Genomic DNA, 17,550 nt, shown 5'->3' on the forward strand with positions numbered 1-17,550 from the left:
ATAGGACACGTCACGATTAACTTTAATGGTCCAAAATGTAACTGTGGAAATTATGGCTGTGCTGAAGCTTATGTTGGCCAAAAATACCTATCATCATGGGTTGCCGAAGAACTCAAGGCGAATTCAAACTCAAAAATAATCGAGCTTATAAGTGGTGACCTTTCAAAAATTGAACCCTATATAATTTCACTTGCAGCAGAACAAGGCGATGAATTTGCAATTAATGTTTGGAAAAAGACTGGATTTTATGTCGGAGTAATGCTTGCTTCCGTTATGAATCTATTTGATATAACTGTTGCAATCATAGGAGGTGGAGTCGCAAAAGCCGGAAAAATTTTATTTGACTCAATCAATGAAACTGTTAAATCAAGAGCATTGAAACCAATTGCAGAAAAAGCCATTGTAATCCCCGCTATGCTTGGAAACAAAGCTGGAATTCTTGGCGCAGGTGCGCTCGCGTTTGAAGAGTTAACTTACACTAGCGTGTAAAGCATATATGCGCTTTCAAAAAGGAATTAGAAAGGGAATTGAATTTGAGATTGAGGAGGTTGGGTTATTTTTCCCGCATTCTTAATAAAGTCTGTGCTAAACACATCCTAAAAAGATTTTGTTATTTGGGACAACCACAGAGGTTACTATTGTATTTTCAGTTTGTAATTTAGCAAGTAAGATAGACGAATTATGGCGAGCCCGCAAGGATGCGGACTCACCACTTATCTATTCAAATATGTGTAATAGATATTGTGTACTCACTTTGCCTATTGGTTGCAGGCTAAAAGGAGGTCAACAATTAGTCTTAAGATAAAATTATTTTTACCATGCATAACCGATGCTTAATGGTGTGCTATATCCTATGCCCGTATAAGGCATTTTCACACCTAAAATCTCTATACTTCCAAAGTAATACATTACTTCTATACCTACACTAATTGAAAAATTCTTTTTACTTCCTAAAAGCCATCTGTAACCTACCCCACCCCTAGGACCAAAAGTGAAAGAAGAGGCCCTTTCCGATGCATATGTAGCTGATAAAAATAACGCATCTACTCCAACGCTCCAATAACCACCTTCTGGTGCCGTGGGGTTTTCTCCTTTGAAACTGAAGAACCACTTTCTATAACTTCCTCCTGCACCAACAGCGCTCCAGCTCCAATCTACAATCTTGTGACCCCAATATAGAGCTTCCACAGCCCATGCAGAACTTTTATCAATATTCTGTTGGTATTCTACATCAGCAATTCCAAAAATAAGACCCACAGGATTAACAGATACAACCCTTTGTGGGTTTTGGCCAGATGCTGGAGTTACCACAGTTAAAATACCTGCCATTAAAACTACTACCACTACTAAAAATGAAAATTGATTCCTCATTTTATCCTCTTCGTTTAGTTTTTGGTTAATAATGTTTTGATGAATTTCGCTAAACTAAAGACGCACATCTTCAGTAAAATGTGGATCTTCCTTGAATCATCCACTCGATTTTATGTTTTCTGACGTGATGCATTGCAACTAATTTGTTCATATTTGAACTCTTGTTTTTATCAATTTTTTACACAAAAATATGAGCCGATGTCAGGAATAAGGAAGGTTCCTCAATTATTTAACCAATATCATCTGAAACCTTAGGTATATCAAACTTAATAACAATACCTAAATTAAATTGATTCGGTATTATCTTCCCTTCTTTCTATAAACATCAAGTATCACTCCGCCCTCCCTATACACTGCAAGACCTCCATCTGTCCCAATCCATTTGTTTCCTTGTGAATCTATTGCGATTGCATAAACATTATTATTTGGTAAACCTGAATTTGAAGTATTAACAACACTCCACTTTACTCCGTCAAACTTTGATAATCCTCCTCTCCATGTTCCAATCCATTTGTTGCCTTACCCATCCATTGCAATTGCATAAACATAATTACTTGGCAGACCTGAATTCGAAGTGTTATAAACTGTCCAATTTACCCTATCAAACTTTGCAAGTCCTCTACTTGTCCCAATCCATCTGCTTCCCTTGGAATCTATTGCTATTGCAAAAATAGTGTCACTTGGCAGACTTGAATTTGAAGTATTGTAAACAGTCCAATTTAGGCCATCAAACTTCACTAACCCTCCCCAATCTGTCCCAATCCATTTATTACCTTGACCATCTATCGCAATCGCAAGAACCCAATTACTTGGCAGACCTGAATTTGCCTTATTATAGTGAACCTTTTCACCAGTAACCATGTTTAACTTAACTAAACCACCACCTTCTGTCCCAACCCAAATGTAATCACCCTCAAACGCAAGCGCTTGAATATAATTTCCAGCAGTGAAATTAACCCACTCGGGACTTTGAGCAAATGAAAAATTGAAAACCAAAAAATGAAAAAAAGCGAAGATAAAATTCCTTTCTTCATGGTTTCCCTCTATTTAGTTTAACTTGCTAAAATTTTAAAAATAACTCCACTTTTTGTTAAGACCACCAAACCCTACTATCATAAGCTAATTCACATACAAGTGAGTCACTTCACCAACACCATCTTCTTTACACTTGAAAATTTATCCGTGATCAACCTGTAAAAATACACCCCACTCACCAAATCCCCACCATCAAACCTGACACGATACCTCCCAACCTCCAACCTCTCATCAAGAATTGTCTTAACCTTCCTACCCAAAACATCATATACCTCAAGCCTAACATCCGTAACCTCGGCTATATCAAACTCAATCACAGTCGCAGGATTAAATGGATTCGGATAATTTTGATAAAGCGAAAACTCCCTCGGTATTATCTCTCCTTTCTCATAAACATCAAGTATTACCCCACCCTCTTTATACACTGATAATCCTCCAGCTGTCCCAATCCATTTGTTCCCTTGTCTATCTATTGCTATCGCACAAACATAATTATATGGTAGGCCTGAATTTGATGAACTATAAACAGTCCAATTTACACTATCAAACTTCACTAACCCTCCTCCAGCTGTCCCAACCCATTTGTTCCCTTGTCCATCTATCACTACTGCATGAACATAATCATTTGGCAGACCTGAATTTGATCTGTTATAAACTGTCCAATTTACTCCATCAAACTTCACTAACCCTCCCCACCATGTCCCAATCCATTTATTCCCTTGTCCATCTATCACTATTGCATTAATCCAATTATCTGGAAGACCTGAGTTTAAAGTATTATAAACAGCCCAATTTACTCCATCAAACTTTGCTAAACCTCCTCCTTCTGACCCAATCCATTTGTTCCCTTGTGAATCTATTGCTATTGCAGTAACATAATTAAATGGTGTATTATAAACAGTCCAATTTACACCATCAAACTTCGCTAACCCCCCTCCAGCTGTTCCAACCCATTTGTTGCCTTGGGAATCTATTGCTATTGCACGAACATAATCACCCGGCAGACCTGAATTTGAAAAATTATAAACAGTCCAATTTGTTCCATCAAACTTCGCTAATCCACCCCACCATGTCCCAATCCATTTATTTCCTTGGGAATCTATAGCTATTGCATTAATCCAATCATCTGGAAGACCTGAATTTGATGTGTTATAAACAGTCCACTTTGCCCCATCAAACCTCGCTAATCCTTCCCCATACGTCCCAATCCATTTGTTTCCCTGTCCATCTATCGCTACCGCAGAAACCCAATCACCCGGAAGACCTGAGTTCGAAATTTTATAAACAGTCCAATTTACTCCATCAAACTTAGCTAATCCTCTTCCATCTGTCCCAATCCACTTGTTTCCTTGTGAATCTATGGCTATAGCAGTAACATGATCATCCGGCAGACCTGAGTTTGATGTGTCATAGACAACCCAATTTGTTCCATCAAACTTCGCTAACCCCCCTCCATATGTCCCAATCCATTTATTACCCTGCCCATCTATCGCTATAGCCCAAACATCATTACTTGGCAGACCTGAATTTGAAGTATTATAAACAGTCCAACTTAATCCATCAAACTTCACTAACCCTCTACCTGTTCCAACCCATTTGTTTCCTTGGTCATCTATCACTATTGTATGAATCAAATTATCTGGCAGTTTTGAATTTGATGAGTTATAAATATTCCAACTTAATCCATCAAACTTCACTAATCCCCCTCCCCAAGTCCCAATCCATTTGTTTCCTTGAGCATCTATCACTATCGTAAAAATCCAATTAACCGGCAGATTTGAATTTGAAGTGTTATAAACAGTCCAATTTACTCCATCAAACTTCGCTAATCCTCCAGCTGTCCCAATCCATTTGTTTCCTTGACCATCTATCACTATTGCATGAACATAATTATCTGGCAAACCTGAATTTAATGTGTCATAAACAGTCCAATTTACCCCATCAAACTTTGCTAATCCACCTCTATCTGTCCCAATCCATTTGTTACCCTCCCCATCTATCGCTATCGCATGAACATAATTATCTGGCAAACCTGAATTTGCACTGTTATAGTTAACTTTCTCACCCGTGAGCATATTTAACCTAACTAACCCTCCTTTAGTCCCAACCCAAATGTAATTTCCCTCAACGGTAAGCGAAAGAATATTTTTATTTGCAGTAAAATTAACCCACTCTGGACTTTGTGAAAATAAAAAATTGAAAGCCCAAAAAATGAAGAAAAGTGACGATAGAATTTTTCTAATCATAGTTTCTTTCTCCTTATTTTAATTTTACTCAATTTAACTCACACCTATTACTTCAACTCCTCCTCTCTCACCCTCCACCCTTAAACTTCAAAATCGATGATTATAAGTTAAATAAGTTAACAACTCATTAAAACTTCCACCTCTGAAAGTCTTACCATCAAACCTCAAAAATGAAATAGATAATGTAATATTATCCGAATCAGCTATGTTATAACCACTGCTGACGCTTGCACGATATGACTTGTTTGCATTGTTAAATGCTGAAGATAAACTCAACGATGAATTGAGCTTGTTTGAAAATGCTTTATGCTGAAAACTCAATGTATAGTTATGTGTGAATGATTTTACTGTATCAAAAATACTCGAACTCACAAAACCAGCACTGAAACTGGAACTTAACTCATTGCTTATTACAAAACTCAACCCTAAATTGACAGAGTGCACCAAAGTGGTGTTATTCTTTAGTAAGTAAGATCTATTATCTGAACTCTGTAGTGAATAATTCAAATTTATAGATCTAATAAGTCCTTTAGTAAATCCTTTAGGGTCAAAAACAAAATTGTTATTAAGATTCAGAACATAACTCCTAAAATTAATCCTCGTTGAATCCTTTTTTGAATTATTGGTCATCAAAAGAACATTCCCTGAAATAGTTGTTGTCCAGCCTTTTAAAATTCTGGCATTGATCCCTGCTGTGATAATGTTTCGAGCAGTGGTAAATGATTTTTGTTTAAGCAAATTATCAGTTTGTCTAATATAGGACAAATTCAAATTAACATTTAATATTGTGATATTGTTCATTACAGAAATTTCCTGTATGTCATTATGAAGATAAGACGTCCCTAAAGAATTATATCCTGGTTGAATTCTTCGATAACCAACTTTTGTACTGAATGAACTAAATCTGAGACCCAGTGCAGTATTAAATGCAAAATCATAATTAGTGCTTATGCGCGGTTTATAAATCTTTAAAACGAATGAAGGAATTTTTGATGAATCAATATTAATTTCTTGAGCTCTTAAATCTCTTGTGTAAACACTTCCAGCTGCATCAAAATCAAAACTAATTGCACTCCTCAGAAAAGATATTCTCCCCTTTGCTCCCAAAACTAAATTTTCCTGAGGTACAACTGCATTCTGATTTACGATATTATTTGTGTTGGGAACAATTGTGGTCTGTACCCCAGAACCAATTGAAAAGAAGTTATCGCTTAAATCAAATACCGTTGAATCCTCAACACTTGATATCTTGATCAACGCTTCAAAAGTTGCAGGCCCTGTTACAGTCCAATTATAAAAACCAACATTTGGCTGTTTATCTGCTATTAGCTCAAACGTTGCTCCCCCATCCCTAGATATTTCAATTTTAACTGCACCACCAACATTATATGAATTCCAAGTGATTGTTACAACCGAACCGATATTAAGTACATCCCTCCCATTTGGTGATAGAACTGTTATACTTTTATGGCTTTGATCTAATGAAGATATCTCATCCTTCGCCCTTACAAAGATTAAATCAAGATAACTTACAGACTCATTCCCATACCCTATTTTTGACGCAAAAAGAAATCTCTTAAAACTACCATCCTGAGCACCTCCGGGAACTGCCCGTTTTGTGAAACCAGCAGCAGTTGAAAAGCGAAAATTTCCCGGATTTATATCAATGCCACCTCCACGAATTAGAATACCACTCAATGTATATTTTGAGTATTCAGTGCTGAAATCTCCCAGATGTAATGAACCCCACGACCACCTCGGATTTATTCCAAATTGATTAATATCCTGCCTTGCGGAACTTCCTTCAGTGGAAATTAAAAATTCAAATGGAATTTGAATCAAATTAAATAAACTAATTGTCGGTCTGAAAAATAGTCTTCCTGTATTGTTAGGTCTTCTGGCATATTCACTGGTCGTTGTATAATATTCTCCGTACCCTCCTATCTCACCACTAATTTTGAAATTCCTTTTAATGAAATTATAACCCTCACCCCAAATGCCTTGTTGTGCAAACAGAGAAATACTAAACATCAAAATAAAAACTGAAATAAATATGATATATAACCTCATAGATCCCTCTGATTTTTTTAATATTTGACTAAAACAATTGGACTGAAAGATATCGGAGACTCATTATTCTTGAATACCGCCTTAATTCCATATTGATACTCACCCTGATATATTAACTCAGTATCTGTGAAATTGACTTTATCTGGACCGACTGAAGCAAAATTCTCAAATTTCCCACCGTTAACCCTTTTGTAAATTACATAATATTCCACCTCACTCTTCGGCTTCATCCAGGTAAGTATGATAGCCTTTTTCTGACTATCGTAACTGGCATTTAATCCTTCAATTTGAAAAACTTTAATACTTTGATTTACCTTAACACCGACTGATGGAGATAATTCTGACTTATTTCCTGAACTATCTACTGCTTGAAGTGCATATGAATAAAAATTAGGACCAGTTACAGTGTTATCGATAATTTTCTTTTTATTTAGTGATTCTCTGCTTAGAACAAGAATTTGAGTCCAATCTTTTTCTTTACCTCCTTTTCTGAATATAATATATTTAGCTACATCATCACTTAAACTCGGAATAATATCTAAAACAACAGACGAATCCGTTACAAGATAATCTGAAATGAGTGGTGGTACAGGGGGAACTATATCAGGCTTTACTAATTTTAAAATGTCCGAGCGAGCACTGTGGTTAAAGTTTCTGTCAACCGCAACGATCTGATAATATATTTCCTTCGTAAGGGTATTAAGATTTAGCGTATCAACAAACACAGTATCTTGAATGGGATATGGAGTTAAATTGCTAAATTCGTGATCAATAGCATTAGCAAAATATACTCTGTAGCCTGTGATATCAGGATCTTTTCCTAAGGGCCAGTGAAGCCTAACTATACCAAGAGTATCAATACTTCCAGTTAATCCAACCGGTTTAGCTGGTGGGATGGAATCAATAAGAAATCCATACGCTGGCATTGAAACACTTGCATTATTTGCTGTGTCCAAAGCAAAAACTACATAATAATTTTCATTTATAGGATCAGGACTATTATCTGTAAATTTTCTAACAGAAGGTTCAAGTATTTGTGTCGTAAGTGGTTTATACTCTCCTCCAATTGAATTGCTTCTACCAATTATAAAACCTTTCAAATCAGAAGGTGGGTTTTCTATTTTCCACTCAAGCTCTATTTTACCTTTAACATCTTTTATAGAAGTAATTACAGGTGGCTGTGGAGCTGTTCTGTCTCTTCCCATTGCCTCAATTACTTCTGACGGTTCGCTTAACTCAGCAAAAGGAGTGATACCTATCAAACGATATTTGTATGGCAAATAATTTCTTGAGATGGTAGTATCTGTGTAATAAATATATTTATCCTGCTGATTTGGATTCTGAGTCGCCTGAATGTAAGGAGTTTTATTTAGCCGTACCCAGTTTTTGCCATCTTCACTTCTCTCAATCCAGAAAGCAGTAAAAACATTCTGCATATTTTCAACGCTCCATCGCAATTCAATCTGATTTTCCATTTCGTTCTTTTCAAGATTTGGAGCTTTTGGAACTGGAGTTAAAAGCCTCGTATCGACAAAAACGTAACCTGTATCCATTTGGCTTACATCGTAAGGTATAATTACATATAAATATTGCTCATCCTTTTCAAAATTTTTATCAACCACTCTTAAACCTAAACCTTCAGCCACCTGTGCATCCATATCTGCTGTAAATAAAGCAAATGAATAACGAAGTTCCTGTTCCTGTGATAAGGTTCTAATATTTGCAATGTCAAAATTCTGTTCACTAATCCTGAACTGCTTCCCATAAAGCGCCTGCACCGCGATTGGTGCATAAGGATGATCCTGTGGAAATTTTGATTTCCATTCCTCTAATGAGAATGGTTTAATTGTGTCATTGCCGATCTGTTTTGCTTCAACTGGTTTTCTCCCTTCAAGATTCACCCTGTATCTTATAACTTTATAACCCGAAACATTCCCTCTTGTCCATGCTATATGATTTGGCGGAGCCCAACGAATTATAATTTGATCACTTTTAACATTTGCAATTGCATATATATTCCTGACTGAATCAATTGACCGATTACCTTGTTGGGCGACTACATTAAATGTCACTGAAAGAATGAGTGAAAAGATGAATTTTAAAGTATTTTTCACCATTTTATCACCTATAAATATTTATAGTTGGATAATCATAGTTGTAGTCTTTATAATAAGTTGGCACACGATCAGAATTTATGCAGTTTATCGCATTAAATTTAAAACCTACCCTATATGAACCTCTATCTAAATGTCGCCAACTCGATCTCAAAAATCCTATCATCCGTGACCGCAATCGCTCAGGGTAAGCGCTTTGATTGCGTCGTTGACTATTTGGATGACCATTTTGAAGAATGTAATTTGATGTCATAGCCCATAATCTTCTATAATCTGCACTCGCAATTGCGTCGGTTATCATTTCTAATTCCACTTGTTGACTGGTAGATCTTACAGCAGTACCAGCAGTACCATCACCAATTCTACCACCGACAATGAGGTCCCGACTTCCACCAATCCTACCACCGGAACCACTACTTCTTCTACCACCACTGAAAGAACTACTCCAGAGATTAACTCCAATTGAACTCATTATCGATGCATATTGAGCTGAAGAAGATTGACTCTGTGGTAAATACTCACTTTCATCCAAAGGAGGGTCCGCAAAAGTTATTGTAACAGTATAAAATGGTGGAATTCCATATGGTTCTTGAGCTCTTAAGCTTTGTGTTGTACGATATCTAAATTCATTATAGTATTCGTAAATAACTGGATACGCAAAAGTATTGTACCAATTATTTTGGTGACCATCAAGTGTTCTCACTAAAGGTGGAATTCTGTAAGTAGTTAAACCCAACCGATAAGTATGTCCTTCCACATCAAAAATATCAAACAATTCTTGTGTATTAAATGTTGGGTAAAGTACTAATGCTGAGTTGCCTTGGTAAGAATCACCACCCCTAGATTCCCATCTAGTTGAAACAAATGTTAACTGATTAATTTTGCTCTGAAGATTTCTATATCGACTGGTTCTGAAGAAGAATACATAATAAATTTTTTCATTGGGATCAGTTGTGATTCTTCCATCTATTCTCGTTTGTCGAACCTCTACTCCTGGGGCAACTGAAGTACGCGTTCTTAATAATATATTACTGAGTCTCTGAGCATAATAATTTTCAGAGACGGCAGATGCCACTGTTCCAGGTCTTGGTGTTTTCCTTCTGATTAATTGAGCAGCATAAGTTGTTGATGTTTGGAGTCCTGCGGGGATCTGGAATGAGATAGTTTGGGTAGAATTATTATATCTTGCTTCAGTAGTAAGAATTGGTCCCCCATCAACTGGAACAAATTTAACATGATAGCTTATATCGTAGTCTGGAATACTCACATTAAACAAATCAGGCCTTCCTTGCTTTAATTGAATAACCCCTGATCTACACTCATCAATCAGAAAATATCTTTGAGTATGAAATGGATAAGAATAAGCAACGGCGTCCGGTGGAATATGATCAGGGGCATTCCCGGTTGTGAAATTATGACTTAATTCAGCAATTATTTCTGAGCCATCAGCTTTGCGCGCATTTCTCCACTGGCCATCAATAAATTCCTGACCACGAATCCTGATCGTTACATTATAATCTGTTCTAGGTTCTAACATATCAATTGGTACGAGAGCAGCACCAAGTCCATTATCAGCAATCTGTTGTGTACAGGGTACGGTTGATGAGCCTCTCCTGAGTTCAAATCTTTCAATAATAAATCTAAATCTCCGGGTTACTTTACTCCCATCATCACGAACCTGCTCAATTTCAAATGGCGTGTAAACTTCAGCGTTAAAAGCTGCTACGGGGTTAATATATGGATCAACATTTGTTGCTCCGTCTCCAGGAACTAAACTTTCCAGAATTCGAATAGCAGCTAAAGGTGATTCAGTTGGAATACGGCATCTCTCTCCGAGAGTAAACTCAAAACTACAATTTCCTCTGACAAGTCCACCAAGGATATTGTAATAACCACCCACATTACCACTTAACCAGGTAGGATTAGGCAAACCTCCCCGAAGTGCTGCAGCTACTCCAACATCAATTATTTTAAATACTCCGCTGGCAAACCATGCATCAACATTAATACCTATTTCACCTTGTAAATATGCCCACAATTGTCCAGATGCATACCAACCGTTAATACCAATAGGTGTACCTGGTGGAAAACCTTCGCATGTTAAACCCGGATAATTTTTAAACGCCATATCAAATCCAGTTTTTACTAAATCCAATCTTGCAATAAAAGGTCCCAATGATAACCTTCCTATATTTGTTCTACTTCTAAGCCTTGCCCCAAAAGCAAAGCCATTTCCTCTTTCTTGTGCAGTAACATCTCGATCTGGATATCTTATTCCAGTTATACTTCTTACATCATCAGGTAAATCGGGAGCAGGAGGTAAATTCATGCCTACCATAAAATAAGCACTGAATTCAGTGCTATCTAAGCCAGGGATATTAATATTAACATTAATAGGTTCCGTTGGAGTACCAATGTGTATATGCCAGGTGGATGGCGATATATAGAGATTAACTGTGCCTCCTCCCGTGAGAATGCGAAGGTAATTTATGTTAACATCAAATATTCCGCTAAAAATAGTATCCCGAAAATTATAGTTAATCCTTGCTGAACCCCTAATTGGAACATTAGTTCTGTTATTAATGTGAGTTAGGAAGTAAACATCTCCCCTAAGATACATTTGACTGACGCCACCTCCAGAATTAAATTCCGCACCTAATGTTGCATCTGCATTATAAGTTTGACCACCGCCGGTATTTCCGAAAATAACAGTGGCCTCAAATCCAAAAGCAATTGAGTCATTTGGAACGTATGTAACACCACTTAGCGTCCCACCCGGTCTCCCTCTCCCTGTAGTGTCAGCTGTTCCAGCAGTTCTAAGTGACCCAGCATCAGGAAGAGGTGAAGCCCTTCGCATGTGATACCAAGCACCTCCTCCGAAACCATAAATGTCAAGCCCTGGAACTATAGTTATCCCTGGACTAAAGACCGCCTGAGCATCTACAAACCAATATCTATATCCATCTTTGGTGCCGAACTGTGCAGCAACCTGTGCACTAATTGTCGGACGAAATGTTGCACGAACGAACCCTTTAAAACCATTTCCGTAAGTAGGATCTTGATTGTAAAACCTCAGCCCACCATTTAATCGTACAATACCCACATCCCCAGAAATACTTACTGAATCAAATTCAACTCTGTCAAATTCCCAAAATTGCCTTCCGGTTCTTGGGAGATTTAATCTACCAAGAATCGCAAGGGTTGTCGCTGCTGAAAATGTATTTGATTCCCCTGTAAGATTCAAACTTAAATCAAATTCTATTCCAGCTAAATGTACGCTGCTATCCCTTGTAGTAACTCTAACATTCTGTATGGATACTGGAAATCCACCCGTCCGACCTCTATCTGGTGGATTAGGAACATTGGGTGAAAAATCACTTTGTTCCATTGCCAAAAACTTTTGCGGACTTGCGCTTCCAAATCTTACGCAACTATCAGGACAAGCTATATAAGGAGGCCTTGTTTGGAAAGTTAACCCTTGAAATCTTAATCCCGTAAAATTAGTCCGACCCACCGGCGGCAAATCTGCATTTATGTTTAATCTTCCATTCAACACCGCTCTCGCTTGAAATCCTGATCTGTCAATATCTACACGAATATTAGTAGTTGGTTCAAGTTCAAGCGTTGCCTGCCACAAGTTGAAATTTATTCCTGATCGTGGTGGCTCTATTGTGAAATTATAGCTCAAATTCCTACTTGTCGTATCCATACTAAGAACAGACCTGTAAAGTAAAGTAGAATCTGTGAATGAAGTCCCTATCTGACCCGTAAATCCGGCTCGTGAGAATGAAGTTTGAACCATGTCAAAATAAATTGTATCAATCGAAAAGCTCCAGCCATCCAGATTTCCATTTCTCAAAACATTTTCAGCTCTAATATTTGCAGTGAAACCAGTTCTATCAATAATCATATTATTTGCCCTAAAACTTACTCTCTGAGTTGGAGAATCGTAAGTTCTAAACTGCCCAGGAAGTTTTATTTCTACCGTCTTTAAATAAAATCCTTTCCACAAAAGTTGATCGCCTGTGTATCTATAGTTTGAGGGAAAGTTAAAAGAAGTTGGATTCTCACGGTCTGAAAAATCCAACCATGCTTCCTCTATTCTAAACCCAAATCCTTCAACACCACGAATCTGAAATGGTTTATTGAAAGTAAGTGAGACAATCCAGTTGTCATGTCTTCTTACTGTTGTTCTAAATTCAGCTTTAATCTGATCTGACCCAATGTTACCATCATCTAAATCTTCAACAAGAAGATTACGACCAAAGATAATCTCGCCTGCTATAGTTAAACTAACAAATCCATTACAATCCCACCTGACAAAAGTACCTGAATCAGCATCAGAACTGATTTGAGTTCTCTTCAATCTAATTGTTATATCATCTGACCATACTAAATCTCTATCAATTGGTAAATAAAGCATTCCTCTCCCCATATTAAGACCATTTGGATGAAAACATATATCTTTTGCACCTAAACCCAACCAACCATGCAGTTCAGGAAACTCCAATGCAATAATTGCATTTAATTCAGCCCGTCGAGGAGTGAAATTCATTCCGACAATTGCAATTGTATATCTTCTTCCCTCTACCATTCTATCTAAACCTATCGGCAATCCAATTGGAGTGCTATCTACAAGAGCACTTACAAGTCTGGAAGTCTGATTTACAAAAGTATTTAAGTTTTGAAGTTCATCATCGCTCATGCCAGCTAATTCACCAGCCAAACGAAAAGCAGAAGGAATTACACTCTCGCTGTCATATTCAGCATGAACATCACCTTCATAAATTTTATTATCTCCATTAACCCTTATGTTATTAAAAACAACTCTTATTGGCGCTCTGAGAAAAGGAACATTTATGGTGCCTTTCCCGCTCGCTGTTTCATCCGTCCATCGTATCTCGGTTACAGTTAATGTAAATAAACCAATCCGAAGCCTACTTCCAACTCTTGCAGTTGTAACAGGACGTCTATCTGAAATTTCCGGAGCTTCGCAATCAGCTAAGCAGTCCCCAGGTGTCGAAACAATCTCCCTGCCTCTACGGGTGCCGATATAAAATCTGTAAACATCGCTCGTGCGATAAGCAGTGCTATTAAGATTGTTTGGATCGGATAACCACTTAACTCTCCAGTAATACCAGCCAGTATCGTTAGCTGTGTAAGGCACATTTACATCTTTGTAAAGTTGAGAAAGAACACTTGAAGGGTTATCAATGGCACCGTTCAAATCAATTCCAGATCCTAATCTCTCATTGGCTAAAATTGTGTCAACGGTTTGGAAATTATCCCTTGAGATTTCAAGTACCCATCTTTCATCAATTCCACCATTAAAAAATGTGGCTGGCGTTTTTCCTCTTCCTGACTGAAGAATTGAAAAAGGAGGTGCAATTCTGGTAGGGGCATCTGAAGTCTTAAACAATAAATTTATCCTCCCAGGAGGTAGAGTATCATTATTTGCAGGTTGTCTTAAAATTGGTTTCCCCATCCCAATACTGAAATTGCCTCTTAAGCTTCCACTGATTTCGGTCCTTGCATCGCTCCTGATTTCTATATCAGCCGTCCAGTTATAATTTCTTCCACGCACAAACATTGGCGGTGCCGGAGATTCATTAAGACGCTTATTGAGCGATAAATGCTGGGATTCTTCTTGAGTGATATCTACACCTAATACCCGTTCCTGGGAGCGCTCTGGACCATCTGGCCAACTTAATTCTCTGTTCCAGGAATATAGTGATGATCCATTTTCAAATAACTGGAATTGAAAACGACATCTACGGTATGAATCTGAATAAGGATCAAATCTGAATATTATTGGAAAGTAATTCCAGGGAATAGTATCATTGTTCAAAGGATAAACAACGGTAAGATTACCTGTGCCCGATACAGCACTTTTAGTAAATGTGAAAATCTCGGATTTACCATCATTCTGAGTTGGTGGGAGACCAAACCGATCAAGCGCCTGAATTTGCCAAGCATAAGTTTTACCTGCTACTAATTCTCGTGCATCAATAGGATAAACAAAAGTATTAGTTGTGATTTGATTATTTTCATAAACGGGTATATTTGCACTTATTGCCTGCGCTGGGGTTTGCCCTCTCATTACTTCGACAATTTTTAAAGTGTACTTTACCTCATAAGTAGATGGCACAACAACAGGGGTCCATTGAAATGTAGGATAAGCAGTTGTTGGATCTAAATTTGCATTATCCACAGGTGCGATTAATCTCGGCGGATCTGGATAAAGAATTGTAAAATTAGCACAGATATTGCTTGCTAAAACATTGCCTGTCATATCTTCTATGTTTACACAAACTGTGTATTCCCCTTCAAGCAATCTTCCAGTCTTCATAACTTTGTCTCTATAACCCGTATCTCTGAATGAAACATCTGAAAGACGCACGATGTTTGTATTATCAATTACCTGAACAGGCGCTCCAGTTAATGAAATTGGATTGGTTAAAATTCTAAAAATCTCACTTCTACCTCGTTCAACGATAACTCTGAGTTTTATCTGAATTGTGGAGGAAGAAGGATTTGAAATTTTTAGCACTCCTAATGCAGATGGATTACTTTGCCAGTCATTAATATAAGGCGACGGGAACGGATTGAGCATTAATTCTCCGCTAATAGATTGACATTGCAGAGAAGAATTGACAGTTAAGAATATCGTTAAAAACAACGCGACAGTAAATAATTTTACCTTCATATTTATTCCTCCATACAAATTTTATTTTTTAAATAATGGGCAAAGGCAAAACGATGCCTTCACCCTTAAGTAAGGGCATTTCACGAAATGCCCTACTTCACCAAAACCATCTTCTTAACACTTGAAAACTTATTCGTGATCAAACTGTAGAAATATACCCCGCTCGGTAAATCCCCACCATCAAACCTAACACGATACCTACCAACCTCTAACCTATCATCAAGAATTGTCTTAACCTTCCTCCCTAAAACATCATAAACCTCAAGCTTAACATTTGAAACCTCAGGTATATCAAACTCAATCACAGTCTCAGGATTAAACGGATTTGGATAATTCTGATAAAGCGAAAATTTCCTCGGTATTATCTTTTCTTCTTTCTCATAAACATCAAGTACTCCACCCTCACGATATACTGCAACTCCCCCCACATCTGTCCCAATCCATTTGTTACCATAGGAATCTATTGCAATTGCACGAACATAATCATCTGGCAAACCTGAATTTGATCTGTTGTAAACAGTCCAATTTAAGCCATCAAACTTTGCCAATCCTACCACAGTCCCAATCCATTTGTTACCATAGGAATCTATCGCTATCGCACGAACATAATTACTTGGCAGACCTGAATTTGAAGTGTTATAAACAGTCCAATTTGTTCCATCAAACTTTGCTAATCCTCTTCCCTCTGTCCCAATCCATGTGTTTCCCAATCCATCTATTGCAATTATCTCAATTGAATCACTTGGCAGACCTGAATTTGATCTGTTATAAACAGTCCAATTCGCTCCATCAAACTTCGCTAAGCCTCCCTCTAATGTCCCAATCCATTTGTTACCATAGGAATCTATTGCTAGTGCAGTAACATAATTATGTGGCAAACCTGAATTTGAAGTATTGTAAACTGTCCAATTCGCTCCATCAAACTTTGCTAAACCTCCTCCATATGTAGCAATCCATTTATTACCCTCTCCATCTATTGCTATTGCAGTGACAACATCACTTGGCAGACCTGAATTTAATATGTTGTAAACAGTCCACTTTACACCATCAAACCTCGCTAATCCTCCCCAATCTGTCGCAATCCACTTGTTACCTTGGGAATCTATCACTATTGCAGTGACAACACCACTTGGCAGACCTGAATTTGATCTGTTATAAACAGTCCAATTTACTCCATCAAACTTCGCTAATCCTCCCCCATATGTCCCAATCCATTTGTTACCTTGGGGATCTACCGCTATTGAGCGAACAAAATTATCTGGTAGACCTGAATTTGATGTGTTATAAACAACCCATTCTGGATTTTGAGCAAATAAAAAATTGAGAACTAAAAAGATAAAGAAAAGCCAAGATGAAATTTTGCCCGCCATAGCTTCTCTCCTTTATTTAGTTTAACATTTAGTTTAACTTAGTTAAAAAAATAACTCCACTTTTTGTTTTAAAACCTCCAAATCCTACCATCACAAGCTAAATTCATATTCAACTACACTTCAACTTCTCTCCTCTCTATTCTATCTATAGAGAGGTCCAGGGGGTGAGTTCACTTCAACCCATCCCTTTAACCCCCACCTCTATTTATAGAGAGGGCTGGGGGGTGAATCCACATCGATCTTTTTAACTCCCTATCTCTATTTATAGAGATTATGGGTAAGTCCCCTCACAAAAAAACATCTTCTTAACACTAAACATATTTACTGTTAAAACTAACTCCGTAAAAGTAAACACCACAAGCATCAACGTTAGTAATTTCTTCATCAGCATCGCTTTGATATAAATGGTAAGAGATTTGCCTCGAGATTATAACGGTATTGGTTATGTTAATCTGTTTTAAAGTACCAGAGGAAGTTAGAGGAAGGCACCTAAAACAATTAACCAAACCCCTTTACCGTCGATGATTCCAAAGACAGAGGAATGTATATAAAGGCGAGCTAAAAACATTAGCAAAAAATATATTTTAAATAACCCCTTTCAAAAAACAACAGCATCCTCTTTGGAATCTTTCTCGCCG

9 protein-coding genes are annotated in these 17,550 nt (G+C 37.4%); 1 reads left to right on the forward strand and 8 read right to left on the reverse strand.

Annotated elements, in window-relative coordinates; all coding sequences use genetic code 11:
* On the forward strand, positions 1-489 hold a 489-nt coding region (locus AWW78_RS03830), incomplete at its 5' end, for an ROK family protein (protein ID WP_047133218.1).
* Between the two features lie 324 nt (positions 490-813).
* Here AWW78_RS03830 and AWW78_RS03835 read toward each other — a convergent pair.
* The 8 genes from AWW78_RS03835 to AWW78_RS03865 form a co-directional block, all read right to left on the reverse strand.
* Positions 814-1,371: a hypothetical protein gene (locus AWW78_RS03835; RefSeq protein ID WP_047133219.1), complete on the reverse strand. Its 558-nt coding sequence runs from the start codon at positions 1,369-1,371 to the stop codon at positions 814-816.
* A 300-nt stretch (positions 1,372-1,671) separates the two neighbouring features.
* On the reverse strand, positions 1,672-1,878 hold the full coding sequence (locus AWW78_RS10990) for a two-component regulator propeller domain-containing protein (protein WP_082349272.1): 207 nt from the start codon (positions 1,876-1,878) through the stop codon (positions 1,672-1,674).
* A 12-nt stretch (positions 1,879-1,890) separates the two neighbouring features.
* Positions 1,891-2,367 carry a two-component regulator propeller domain-containing protein gene (locus tag AWW78_RS03840; RefSeq protein ID WP_047133220.1) on the reverse strand — a complete coding sequence of 159 codons (477 nt, stop codon included), beginning with the start codon at positions 2,365-2,367 and terminating at the stop codon, positions 1,891-1,893.
* Between the two features lie 143 nt (positions 2,368-2,510).
* Entirely contained in the window at positions 2,511-4,652 is a 2,142-nt protein-coding gene (locus AWW78_RS03845) for a two-component regulator propeller domain-containing protein (protein ID WP_075426085.1), read from the reverse strand.
* Between the two features lie 87 nt (positions 4,653-4,739).
* Complete coding sequence (locus AWW78_RS03850; protein WP_047133221.1) at positions 4,740-6,722, reverse strand: hypothetical protein; 1,983 nt, start codon at positions 6,720-6,722, stop codon at positions 4,740-4,742.
* Positions 6,723-6,739: 17 nt separating this feature from the next.
* Complete coding sequence (locus tag AWW78_RS03855; RefSeq protein WP_047133222.1) at positions 6,740-8,839, reverse strand: fibronectin type III domain-containing protein; 2,100 nt, start codon at positions 8,837-8,839, stop codon at positions 6,740-6,742.
* Between the two features lie 4 nt (positions 8,840-8,843).
* Entirely contained in the window at positions 8,844-15,542 is a 6,699-nt protein-coding gene (locus AWW78_RS03860) for a hypothetical protein (RefSeq protein ID WP_075435503.1), read from the reverse strand.
* A gap of 92 nt (positions 15,543-15,634) precedes the next feature.
* Positions 15,635-16,912, reverse strand: coding sequence for a two-component regulator propeller domain-containing protein (locus AWW78_RS03865; RefSeq protein ID WP_075426086.1), 1,278 nt, complete (start codon positions 16,910-16,912; stop codon positions 15,635-15,637).
* Between the last annotated feature and the right edge of the window lie 638 nt (positions 16,913-17,550).

It is taken from the genome of Candidatus Kryptonium thompsonii (assembly GCF_001535985.1).
In the GTDB taxonomy this organism is placed as follows: domain Bacteria; phylum Bacteroidota; class Ignavibacteria; order Kryptoniales; family Kryptoniaceae; genus Kryptonium; species Kryptonium thompsonii.

Coding starts and splice junctions, on each gene's coding strand:
- AWW78_RS03835 (WP_047133219.1), bottom strand. CDS start 1,371: ATGAGGAATCAATTTTCATTTTTAGTAGTGGTAGTAGTTTTAATGGCA.
- AWW78_RS03845 (WP_075426085.1), bottom strand. CDS start 4,652: ATGATTAGAAAAATTCTATCGTCACTTTTCTTCATTTTTTGGGCTTTC.
- AWW78_RS03850 (WP_047133221.1), bottom strand. CDS start 6,722: ATGAGGTTATATATCATATTTATTTCAGTTTTTATTTTGATGTTTAGT.
- AWW78_RS03855 (WP_047133222.1), bottom strand. CDS start 8,839: ATGGTGAAAAATACTTTAAAATTCATCTTTTCACTCATTCTTTCAGTG.
- AWW78_RS03860 (WP_075435503.1), bottom strand. CDS start 15,542: ATGAAGGTAAAATTATTTACTGTCGCGTTGTTTTTAACGATATTCTTA.
- AWW78_RS03865 (WP_075426086.1), bottom strand. CDS start 16,912: ATGGCGGGCAAAATTTCATCTTGGCTTTTCTTTATCTTTTTAGTTCTC.